Annotated in this window: 9 protein-coding genes; 4 read left to right on the top strand and 5 right to left on the bottom strand. The window is 69.5% G+C overall.

Going from position 1 to position 11,425, the window contains the following annotated elements; genetic code table 11:
- The first annotated feature begins 223 nt into the window (after positions 1-223).
- The gene (locus PSU4_RS13455) at positions 224-1,363 is read left to right on the top strand and encodes an LLM class flavin-dependent oxidoreductase (RefSeq protein ID WP_246115097.1); all 1,140 of its coding nucleotides are present in this window, start codon (positions 224-226) and stop codon (positions 1,361-1,363) included.
- Positions 1,364-1,833: 470 nt separating this feature from the next.
- Here the strand turns inward: PSU4_RS13455 and PSU4_RS13450 are convergent, their stop codons facing one another.
- The 5 genes from PSU4_RS13450 to PSU4_RS13430 form a co-directional block, all read right to left on the bottom strand.
- On the bottom strand, positions 1,834-2,844 hold the full coding sequence (locus PSU4_RS13450; protein WP_147107388.1) for a zinc-dependent alcohol dehydrogenase family protein: 1,011 nt from the start codon (positions 2,842-2,844) through the stop codon (positions 1,834-1,836).
- A gap of 226 nt (positions 2,845-3,070) precedes the next feature.
- Positions 3,071-3,649 carry a cupin domain-containing protein gene (locus tag PSU4_RS13445; protein WP_147107385.1) on the bottom strand — a complete coding sequence of 193 codons (579 nt, stop codon included), beginning with the start codon at positions 3,647-3,649 and terminating at the stop codon, positions 3,071-3,073.
- 159 nt (positions 3,650-3,808) lie between these two features.
- Positions 3,809-4,663 (bottom strand): mycofactocin-coupled SDR family oxidoreductase, encoded by an 855-nt coding sequence (locus PSU4_RS13440; RefSeq protein WP_147107382.1) that lies wholly within the window; start codon positions 4,661-4,663, stop codon positions 3,809-3,811.
- An 83-nt stretch (positions 4,664-4,746) separates the two neighbouring features.
- Positions 4,747-5,676 (bottom strand): zinc-binding dehydrogenase, encoded by a 930-nt coding sequence (locus PSU4_RS13435; protein ID WP_147107379.1) that lies wholly within the window; start codon positions 5,674-5,676, stop codon positions 4,747-4,749.
- 96 nt (positions 5,677-5,772) lie between these two features.
- Positions 5,773-7,212, bottom strand: coding sequence for an MFS transporter (locus tag PSU4_RS13430; protein WP_147107377.1), 1,440 nt, complete (start codon positions 7,210-7,212; stop codon positions 5,773-5,775).
- Positions 7,213-7,626: 414 nt separating this feature from the next.
- Here PSU4_RS13430 and PSU4_RS13425 point away from each other — a divergent pair, with 414 nt between their 5' ends.
- The 3 genes from PSU4_RS13425 (at position 7,627) to PSU4_RS13415 (ending at position 11,393) form a co-directional block, all read left to right on the top strand.
- Complete coding sequence (locus tag PSU4_RS13425) at positions 7,627-9,156, top strand: class I adenylate-forming enzyme family protein (protein ID WP_246115096.1); 1,530 nt, start codon at positions 7,627-7,629, stop codon at positions 9,154-9,156.
- A gap of 1 nt (position 9,157) precedes the next feature.
- A complete protein-coding gene (locus tag PSU4_RS13420) occupies positions 9,158-10,162 on the top strand; it encodes an LLM class flavin-dependent oxidoreductase (RefSeq protein ID WP_147107369.1) in 1,005 nt (334 codons plus the stop codon).
- A gap of 64 nt (positions 10,163-10,226) precedes the next feature.
- Positions 10,227-11,393, top strand: a complete 1,167-nt coding sequence (locus tag PSU4_RS13415; RefSeq protein WP_147107366.1) for a CaiB/BaiF CoA transferase family protein — start codon at positions 10,227-10,229, stop codon at positions 11,391-11,393.
- Positions 11,394-11,425: the final 32 nt, after the last annotated feature.

Here is an 11,425-nt window from a genome sequence, read left to right as displayed (position 1 = left end):
ATCCGTGCGCCTCCTCCGGCGGAGACGACCGCATCCACCGGTGCCGCGCTGGTCCACGGCTCGCCTTCGACACACCTTTCATGGACTCGAATGGCGATCGGTGAGGCAGGAATATCGTCGAACCGGCGGCCGACGGACAGTCGGTGGCGGGCATCGGATAGTGGCCCGCGTCGCACCTCAATACCGTTCCCGACAATCAGATCGGGCAACCGTGGAGGACGCAATGACGCTCGCCGCTCACGAGCAGGACAATCTGCTCGGTAAGACTCGCCCCACGCGCGAGAGCAGGATGTTCAACGACCAGAAGATGAAGCTCGGCATCTTCTCGGCCAATTGCAGCGGTGGCATCGTGATGAGCGATGCGCCCAGCGGCTTCCGCGTGACCTGGGATCAGCAGCTCGACATCGCCCGGCAGGCCGACGCGCTCGGGCTGGAGGCGCTCGTGCCGGTCGGCCGCTGGACCGGGTTCGGCGGCAACACCCATGTCCACGCAGTCTGCTACGAGACATACACGTGGGCGGCCGGGCTTGCGCAGGCGACCACCGACATCGAGGTCTTCTGCACCACCCATCTCCCCGTCATCCACCCCGTGGTCGCCGCGAAGATGGCGACCACGATCGACCACATCTCCGGCGGCCGTTTCGGGATGAACCTCGTGATGGGCTGGTTCACCCCGGAGATGGAACTGTTCGGGACGAAGCAGCTCGAACACGACCAGCGCTACGCATACGGTCAGGAGTGGCTCGACTTCGCCATGCGGCTGTGGAACGAACCGGGGAACTTCGACTTCGCCGGGGAGTACTTCAACTCCACCGGCGCCCACGCCTATCCGAAGCCGCTGCAGGATCCCCGCCCCGTCCTGCTCAACGCCGGTGCCTCACCGGCCGGTCAACGCTTCTCCGCCCGCAATGTCGACGTCAACCTCATCGCGCTGCCCGTCGACCAGATCGGGGGCTACGTCAAGAACATCAAGAACCTGGCCCACGACGAGTACGAGCGTGACATCGATGTCTGGACCTACTGCCTCGTCATCTGCCGCGAGACCGAGCAGGAAGCCAAGGCCGCCTACCGGGCCATCGTCGACCAGGGCGACTGGCCTGGTGCCCAGATCGTCATGGACACCCTCGGTATCCAGAGCGAGTCGTTCGCCACGCAGATCACCTCGTTCAAGGAGAGCTTCCTCACCAGCTGGGGCGGCCCCTGTCTGGTCGGCACACCCGAACAGGTCGCGGAGCAGTTCGGCGAGCTCAGCGACGCCGGCATGGGCGGCGCGGTGTTCGGGTTCCATGACTACGTCCCCGAGCTTCGCTACTTCGGGGCCGAGGTCATGCCCCTGCTGAGGAAGTACGGCCTGCGCCACTGATCAGAAGCTGCCTGGTTCCGGGCGGATCGCCCTTCCCTCGAGGGACCCCGGGCCCGCCGCAGTCCCCCGTCGCCCGGTCGTGAGGATTCCGGCCGGGCGACGGGCGTCAATCGAGTTCCGGCCGTCCATGGCGGCCTCGGCGCACGTGATCGTCACGACGTGGCGACACCTGGATTGTTCCTTCGGCCGCATGGAGGCGTGCGGCAGTTGCCGGCCCGTCCAGCCCTTTCACGCCGTGGGTACGTCGGCCGGGCCAGGGCAGGGACGGATCGGTCAGGCCGCAGCGGTTGGGCTGTGCCTGATCGTGGTGGATGGCCTGTCTCGCCCCCGTGCCGCCCGTACAGGAGAGCCCTGGCCGGACCCTCACAACGGGTGGCACAACTACGTCCCGGCCGTTCCCCGGCGCACGGCTCGAGTCGCCCGACGCCGAATGCCGAGTTCGTAGGCCGACAACGCCGGCGGGCTCGAACTCAGCCGACCCTCACGACGATCTTGCCGAACGCCCCACGGTTCAGGTGCTCGTAGGCCGCGATCGCGTCCTCGAACTCGTAGACGGTGTCGATCACCGGCAGGATCTTGTGCTCGTCGATGAAGTTGTTCATCTCTACGAAGGACGCCCGGTGCCCGACCGCGATGCCGTGGATCTTGGTCTGGCGGAACAGCAGTGTCATCAGGTCGACGGACGCCGTCTGGCCGTCGAGGAAACCGATGACGTTGACATGGCCGCCCGGCCGGGTCGCCGCGATGGACCTGTTCAGGCCCGCACCACCGACGACGTCCAATGTCACGTCGACGCCGAGCCCGTCGGTCAGCTCCAGGACGACCTTCTCCCAGTCCGGGTGGGTCCGGTAGTTGATCAGATCGGTGGCACCGAGCTCGCGCACACGCTCGAGCTTCTCGTCGCTGGACGAGGTCGCGATGACCCGGGCTCCGAGCGCCGCAGCGAACTGCACCCCGAAGATCGAGACGCCTCCGGTGCCCTGGATCAGGACCGTCTGCCCGTCCTGGACCTTGCCGTTCTCCACCAACGAGTACCAGGCGGTCAACGCGGCGATCGGGAGGGTGGCCGCCTGCTCGTCGGACAGGGTGTCTGGCGCGGGGACCGCGGTGTCCTCGTGAAGCACCATGTACTCGGCCAGGCCGCCGTGCAGCGGACCACCGAGGGAGTAGTCAGGCTCGTTGTGCGACGGCTGACCTTCCAGCCACCGCGAGTAGAAGTGTGACGTCACGCGGTCGCCCACGGCGAACGCGGTCACGCCCTCGCCCACGGCCACCACGGTCCCCGCGGCATCGGCCACGGGGATGAGGTTCTCGGGCATCTTGTCCGGCTCGTAGATGCCGTCGACGATCGCCTTGTCACGGAAGTTGAGCGCCACTGCGCCCACCTTGACGAGGAGCTCGTCGGGGCCGGGCTCCGGTGTCGGGGTCTCGGCCAGTTCGAGGTTCTCCAGCCCGAAGGTCCGAAGCTGCCACGCCCTCACGGCGGTGTCCTTTCTCGCGAATCACGTCGGTGTCGGTCCTGATGAGCATCGCGGCCGGCTCGGTCGTTCCTGCGGTGGAGCAGCGGGCGCCGCAGCGCCGGGTCCGGAACGCAATCGAAGGGCGTGCGTCGGTCGCGGCCTTGGTGACCGTGCCGACACGCGCCCTTCGATCCGGTTCCCGGCACCGCGGGCAGGTCGTGCCCGGGACCTGGAAGCCGCCGGTCGGTCAGACCGTGGTGGTGTAGGTGCGGGGGGTGTATTTGCCGGTGCGGCGGGCTTCGTCGAGGAAGTCGGGCCGCATGAAGGCCCTGGGCTTGTTACCGGCGACGACGACCATGATCAGGGCCGGTTCGTCGGGGTCGCCGGACTGGCTGGTGAGGCAGGTGAAGCGGCGGGAGACCCCGACGGGGAAGGTGATGGTGTCGAGGGGGCCGAGGTCGATGTGTTCGTCGTCGGCGTCGTTCCACGTGAAGCGCCAGGTGCCGCTGATGACCGTGAAGGTCTCGTTGGTGTCGTGGTGGTGGCTCATGACGCCGTGGCCGGGCTGGGCCTCGACGTAGCCGAGGTTGAAGCCTTCGGAGATCGGGATGGCCGAGGCTTCGGAGCCCTTGTCCCCGACGGGGGACATGACCTTGTCGGTCGAACCGGGAACCTCGTCCGGCGGGTCGAACCCGATGACGTTGAGCAGGGTGCGCTCGCAGCCGGGGATGTCGCTGTCGGGGAACCCTCCGACGGAGCGGGTGAGGTCGGCGAACTTGGCGACCCGCTTGAGCATCTGCTCGCGGGGGACATCGGTCGTGTCCATGACGAACTCCTTTCACGACGCTGCTGTCTCGCGACGGCTTGTCGACTACTTCGATTCTGGTTGCGGCTGTCGCGCCGGTCATCGGACCGGCGTTCGAGATCTGATCGCCAGCTTCGTCCGATCGGACAAACCCCTGAGGGTCGGCCCTGGGCGGTCAGCTCACTTGACGGGGTTGTGGTTGAACCCCGGCAGCACGCAGTGGCCGCCGTCGACCGGGACGGTGATGCCGCTGATGTCGGCGGCGTCGTCCGAGGCGAGCCACAGCACGGCATTGGAGATGGACTGCGGCGTCAGGAGAGACCGGCCGCGCAGCACCGGCCAGTGCCGGACACCCTCGACGCGGTCCTCCGGGGTCCCGCCGGGGTGCCCGGCGATCATGTCGTAGCCGCCCTGCCAGTCGTTGAGCTTCGTGTCGACCACGCCCGGCGCGACCACGTTGACCCGGACGTTGTACGGACCGAGCTCCAGAGCGGCGTTCTGGGCCAGGCCGATCACACCGAACTTGGACGCCACGTAGTGGGCGTAGTTCGGCGCCGGCTCGAGGCCGTTCGCCGACGAGGTGACGACGATGCTTCCCGACAGCCGCTCGATCATGTGCGGCGCGACGGCCTTGATCGTGCGGAACACGCCCGTCAGGTTGACGTCGATCATGTCCTGCCACTGCTCGTCGGTGAGCTCCCAGAGCGGCGCCATGCTCCAGATGCCGGCGTTGGTGACGAGGACGTCGATGTGGCCGAACTGCTCGAGGCCCTGCGCGACGACCGCGTCGAGCGCGGTCTGCGACCGGACGTCGGCCGCCACGCCCAACGCCCGCCGGCCCTGCGACTCGACCGCCGCGACCGCGTCGTCCAGGTCGGCCTTGTTCGCCAGGTCGTAGGGGACGGTGTCGATGTTGGTGACGTGGTCGACCAGGATGACGTCGGCGCCCTCCCGGGCGAACGACGCGGCGTGGCTGGCGCCCTGTCCCCGTGCCGCGCCCGTCACGAGCGCGACCTTGCCGTCGAACCTGCCCATTTCTCCTCCTCGAGTCCACCCGGATCCGGGTGCGTGGGTGTCGTTGGTTGTGCGTGTGTCGTGCGGACCCGGCTGGTTCGGCCTCACAGTCCGCCCGGATCGACCGTCAGGACGACGTTGCCGCGGATCTTGCGGGCCACCAGGTCCGTGAGCGCGGCGCAGGTGTCCGACCAGGGACGGACGTCGCCGATCTCCGGGTGCAGACGCCCTGCCTGCACCAGGCGTACGAGGGTGGCGAGATCCTCGTCCTCACCGCGGTCGGAGTCGGCGTAGCTGAACTTGCGCAGGGTTCCGCTCTCCGCGCCGGACCAGTCGAAGAAGTCGAGCGTGACCGGTTCGCGCGAGGCCTGCCCCAGCCATACCAGCAGGCCTCGACCGGCGAGCCGGGCCCATGCCTTCGGGAGGACGTCGCCGCCCACGGACTCGACGACCACGTCGAACGGCCCGGACGTGTCGGCGACGTCGTGGACGATCTCGGCGGCACCGAGCTCACGCAGGCGTCGGCCGCGGTCGGGGGAGGACGAGACGGCCGTCAGGATCGCGCCCTGCGCGGCGGCGAGCTCGACGAGGTAGTGCCCGACCCCGCCGGAGGCTCCGGTGACCAGGACGGTCTTGCCGAACAGCGGCCCGCAGACCTTGAGCAGGCGCAACGCGGTGAGACCCGCGAGGGGCAGGGCCGCGGCCACCACCGCGTCGATGTCGTCGGGAAGCTCGGCCAACCTGGTGACGGGGACGACCACGCGCTCGGCCCAGCCTCCCGACTCGGGGTGCGCGACGACGCGGGTACCGACCTCGGGCCACCTCACGTCCGGTCCGGTCGCGGCGACCGTCCCTGCGACGTCCTTGCCCGGGCGCCACCCGGGTCGCGGTGCTTCGAGCAGGAAGGCCTCGCCACGGTTCGGCGAGTACGCCTCCACCGCCACGAGGACCTCTCCGGGGCCCGGCACCGGCTCCTCGACGTGGTGCCACTCCACCGGCTCCGCCGGCTGCAATGTGGGGACCCACGCTCGCATCGATGCCTCCGTCTCGGTGTGCGGTCGCGCGGTGCGCCGCTGCGTTCGTTCCGTTGCTGCGCGGTGTCGCGGCGGGCCCCGGTGGACCCGGGTTCGTCAGCTGCTGCTGGTGACCTGGGGTCGGTCGGCCGTGCGCCGCCCGGAGGGCGTGCGTACCTGCGCCTCGTGCAGGGCATCGAGCTCGGCCATGCTCTTGCCCTTCGTCTCGATCGCGGGCCAGATGTAGGTCAGGGCCGCGAGCAGGGCGAAGATCGCGAAGAACCAGAAGGCGGGTCCGATGGCGTCGGAGGTCGCCTTCGGGGTGAGGACGGTGCCTGCCCCCGAGATCACGGCCAGCGCCGCGGGACCCACGATCTTGCCGAGCCCGCCGAATCCGTACGCCGCGCCCACGCCGCTGGCGCGGATGCTCGTCGGGAACATCTCGGACCAGTAGGGCAGCCCGACCGAGAAGGACGCGTCGAGGAAGGCCCAGCCGATGATGAGGATCGGGTAGAACAGTGCGACCCCGCCGATGGTCTCACCGTGGAACAGGGCGATCGCCACGATGGCGACGGTTGCGCCGAGCATGGCGGCCAGACCGGTCCGGCGCCGCCCGAACACGTCGCTGGCGCGAGCGCCGACGATGCGGCCGACGAACCCGGCGAGGCTGACGAAGATGAAGAGGAACGCGGCGTCGGCGGGGGAGGTCCCCATGGTCATCGCGATCAGCGTCGGCCCCCACAGGTTGATCCCGTAGTAGGCCATCTGCACCGCGAGGCTGTTCAGCCAGGTGAAGCCGACGCTGCGGCGGTAGCGGAACATGTCGCGCCAGCGACTCCGGGATTCCTCCACCGACTCCGGGAGGATGACCTCGGACGCCGGGATGTCCAGGATCCAGGCCACCGACCGGCGGGCGTCCTCGGGGCGGCCCTGCCGGATGAGCCAGGTCGGGGACTCGGGCACCTGCGTACGTACGTAGATGCTCACCAGTGCGGGGAGCAGGCCGAGCAGGACCAGTCCACGCCACCCGATGAGCGGTCCGAGGAAGGCGGCGCTGGCGCTGCCGAGCAGCGAGCCGAGCGGGACGAACATGACGACGAGCGCGCCGAGGAAGCCGCGGCGGCTCGAGGGCACGAACTCCTGGACCAGCGGCACGTCGACGACGATCAGACCGCCGACACCGAAGCCGACCAGCAGCCGGAGCAGCCCGAAGATCAACCAGCCGCCCTCGGGTACCAGTGCGAGCGCGCCGGTCCCGATCGAGAAGATCAGGATCGTCGCCATGAACATCTTGCGCCGGCCCCAGCGGTCGGCGAGGGCGCCGAAGACGAACGATCCGATGATCGCGCCGACGCCGGCGGTGAGCAGGATGAACGCGCTCTGGCCGAAGGTGAGGTGCCAGGGTCCCGAGACCACCGTCAGGATGAATGCGACGATGAAGAAGTCGAAGAACTCCAGCATCGTGCCGAGGACCGCGGCGGTGATGAGACCTTTCTGGCGTCTGTTGAGGGGTCGTTCGTCGATCTGGACGAACGACGCTCCGCTCTGAGGGTGCATGGAGGGCTCTCCCGGTCCGTGGTCGGTCAGGCCGTGGTGGCGTGGGTGCGGGCGGTCGGCGCGGGCGGAATGCCGTGTTCCAGAGTGTGAGCCGGGCGACTGCCGTCGTCTGTGTGCCAGCACCAGAGATGTCCGACCAACGCTTGTCCGATCGGCCAAGCACGCGCGGTGCGGGTCGCCCTCGACGATCGTCGGAGATCCACGGGGCGTCGGGTCCGGTGATCGGCGAAGAGTACCTGTCGCCGAACCGGATGCCCCCGCGAGTGTATCGATCGGTACAGAAACTCTTGTGGGGTCTCCTCGTGAGGTGCTAGGTGTTGACGCCCAGCCCCATCACTAGGCAGGTGAGCAATGCCGCCCACTCATCCGGGCACGCGCACGACCGAGACCCTGCCCGCGGAACAACACGACACGGTGAGGCGCTTCTTCGAAGCCGCCGTGGACGACGCCCCCGACGCCCTGTTCCTGATCCACGGCGAGCGGACGTGGTCGTTCGCAGAGTTCGACGCCGCCTGCAACCGCGTCGCCGACGGCCTGCTCGGCCGCGGAGTCCGGGCCGGTGACGGTCTGGCCTACCAGCTGCCACACGGTCTGTCGCTCCTGCTCCTGGAGCTCGCCGCGCAGAAGATCGGTGCGGTCACCGTCCCCCTGATCCCCGGCTCCACCGCGCACGAGACCGCGTACGTGCTGGGCCACGCCGCACCCCGGTGCGTCGTCACCGACCCGACGGACGAGGCGGCAGTCCGCGCAGCGGCCGTCCTCGCGCACCGGGAGGACGGCGCCGAGGTCGAGGTGATCGTCGTCCCCGACGCAGCAGGCGACCTGGGGCCACTGCGAGGTCGGTGCGAGGACCGGCCTCCCGAGCCCGCGCACCGTGAACCCGCCATGTCCATCCGGTACACCTCGGGCAGCACCGGCCGGCCCAAGGGCGTCGTCCAGCCTGCCGCCGGGTTCGCGCAGGCCGGCCGCGGCATCGCCGAACGGCTCGGGATGGGGCCGGGCGACCGGATGTTCTGCGCCATGCCGCTGTTCCACACCGCCGCGACGCACATGATGCTGGCGCCGGCGATCGCCGCACGCTGCCCGTTCGTCCTCGTCCCCAGGTTCTCACGCACGTCCTTCTGGTCGGACGTGCGCGGCTCCGGTGCGACCCTCGCGCTCCTGATGCCCACGCAGCTGTCGATCCTCATGACCGCCCCGCCGTCGGACGACGACGCCGACAACCCGATGCGGGTGATGTTCTCCCACGTCCGCAACGAGGCCTTCTGCCGCCGGTTCGGTGTCGACATCTGCACGACGTGGGCCATGACGGAGACCTCCGGGATGGGCACCCTGCAGGCACCGGGAACCTCCGAGCACCCTCCGAAGATCATCGGCAAGCCGGTACCGGACTCCGCCGAGATCTGCATCCTGGCGCCGGACGGGACGCCCGTGGAGACCGGCGAGCTCGGCGAGCTGTGCTTCCGGCACCCGGACGTCATGATCGAGTACCACCGCGACCCCGTGAACACGAAGGCGACACTGCGCGACGGATGGGTCCACAGCGGCGACCTGTGCTCCATGGACACGGCGGGCAACGCCTACTTCCACGGGCGTCTCAAGAACGTCATCAAGCGCGGCGGCGAGAACATCGCAGGAGAAGAGGTCGAGTTCACGATCATGGACCACCCGGCCGTCGAGGAGTGCCTCGTCACCGGGGTCGAGGACGAGATCTACACCGAGGAGGTGTGCGCGGTCGTCGTCGGGCGGCAGGGCCAGGAACTGACCCAGGACGACATCGTGCGGTGGTGCTCACAGCGACTGTCGACGTGGAAGGTGCCGCGCTATCTCGACGTGCGCACCGAACCGCTGCCCAAGCTCGCCAACGGCAAGACCGACCGCAGCACCGTGACCCGTGACGTCCGGACTGCGACGAACCTGTGGGACCGGAAGGCAGGTGCCTGACGTGCCGAGACTCGCCGCGTCCTTCGTGTTCGCGTCCACCCCGCTCGCCGTTCAGGTCGACCTCGTCCGCACCCTCGAAGCAGGCGGCGTCGACCACGTGTTCTTCGGCGAAGCCTGGCGCGAACCGGTCGTGCCCATGACCGCAGCGCTGCTCGGCTCGTCCACCATCGGGGTGGGTTCCGCCATCTCCCAGATCTATCCGGTGAACCCGGTGGTGGTCGCCCAGCAGGCGGCGCAGCTCGCGGAACTGGGGCCCGGGCGGTTCAGCCTCGGTCTGGGCCTCGGCGCCTCCTTCGTCGTCGAGCGCTGGTTCGGCGTCCCCTACGACAGGCCGTTGCGCCGCGCCCGCGAGTTCGCCGACATCGTCCGGGGTGTGCTCGCCTCGCCGGAAGCCGGGCCGTTCACCTACTCGGGCGAGATCTTCTCCGTCAAGCGGTACCAGCTTCCGTTCGCCGACGCCGCGGTGCGGGTGCCGGTACATCTGGCTGCGGTCGGCCCCGCGATGCAGACGCTGGCCGGAGAGGTCGCCGACGGCGTGGTGGTCGGCGCGCTGCACTCGGAACGGACGATGGAGCAGACCGTCGCCCGCCTCGAGCGTGGGGCCGCCCGCCGCGGCCGCACACTCGAGGACCTGACGATCTGGTACTACCTCGCCTGCTGCGTGTCGACCGACTCCGACCGGGCCCGGGCAATGGCCAGGCGCAGCCTCGTCTACCTCACCCAGTACCCCCACTACCGGGCGGTGTACTCCGAGGAGGGCTTCGCCACCGAGGCCGACACGATCGCGGGGCTCGTGCGGCAGAAGGAGATGGACCGGGCCGAGCGTGTGGTCACCGACGAGATGATCGACCGGTTCGCGATCGCGGGAACCGTCGCCGAATGTCGTGACCAGCTGAACCGCTACGCCGCCTACCCCGGCGTCCCGGTCCTGCACCTCATCCCGTTCCGGATGGACGAGGCCGAGGTACAGGAGTCCTTCCGCCTGGCCGCGAACCTCGCCCGATGACGGACGACGGACGCCTTCGCCGGTGGCGCACACCGCGTCAACCGGTACATCGAACAGGAGAGCGATGAACGCGGGACCGCTCGCAGGAATCCGGGTCGTCGAACTGGGCGGCATCGGCCCCGGCCCCTTCGCCGCCATGATGATGGCCGACCTCGGGGCCGAGGTCGTACGCATCGACCGACCGCCGCGTGGACCCCTCGGCGAACACCAGCAGCACGAACACGACCTGCTGCTGCGGGGTCGTCGCTCGATAGCCCTCGATCTGAAGTCTCCCGACGGCGTGGCGGTTGCGCTGCGGTTGATCGACCGCGCCGACGTCCTGCTCGACCCCTTCCGCCCGGGCGTCACGGAGCGGCTCGGCATCGGGCCGGAGACAGCGACATCGCGTAACCCGGGGTTGGTGTACGCCCGGATGACGGGCTGGGGCCAGACCGGCCCACTCGCCACCGTGGCCGGCCACGATCTCAACTACGTCGCCCTGGCCGGACCCCTGGCGGCGATGGGCCGGCGCGGCAGCCCCCCGCCGCCAGCCCTCAACCTGGTCGGCGACTTCGGCGGTGGCGGGATGCTGCTGGCGTTCGGCGTCGCCGCGGCGCTGGTCGAGCGTGACCGGTCCGGGCTGGGACAGGTGCTCGACGTCGCGATGACCGACGGAGTCGCGGCGCTCGCCACCAGCATTGTCGGATTCGCCAACATGGGTGTCTGGGTGCCCGAACGCGAGAGCAACTTCCTCGACGGCGGAGCCCCGTACTACGACTCGTACGAGACCGCGGACGGCCGGTACGTCACCATCGGATCCATCGAGCCGCAGTTCTACGCCCTGCTGCTCGACAAGCTCGGCCTCGACGCCGCCGAGTGGCCCCAGGACGACCGTCGCCGATGGCCGGAGCTGCACTCCCGGCTCGCCGGGATCTTCTCCGAACGCACCCGGGACGAGTGGTGCGAGGTGCTGGAAGGCACCGACGTGTGCTTCGCACCGGTCCTCGGGTTCGACGAGGCGTGCAAGCACCCGCACCTCGCGGAGCGCGGCACCTACGTCGACGACTTCGGCCAGCTGCAGCCGGCGCCCGTGCCGCGCTTCAGCCGTACCCCTGGAGCCATCCAGTCCCCACCGTGCAGCCCCGGCCAGCACACCCGCGACGTGCTCGCCGACTGGGGATACTCCCACGAGGAGCTCGAGGCGGTCATCGCATCGGGCGCCGCGGTGGCGGGTCCCGCCCCCGCCGGCTGACCCTCGCCGACTCCGGCCGCGGCCCCGCCGGC

Source organism: Pseudonocardia sulfidoxydans NBRC 16205, from assembly GCF_007989085.1.
Lineage (GTDB): Bacteria > Actinomycetota > Actinomycetes > Mycobacteriales > Pseudonocardiaceae > Pseudonocardia > Pseudonocardia sulfidoxydans.
This window is presented reverse-complemented; position numbering and strand designations above follow the sequence as displayed.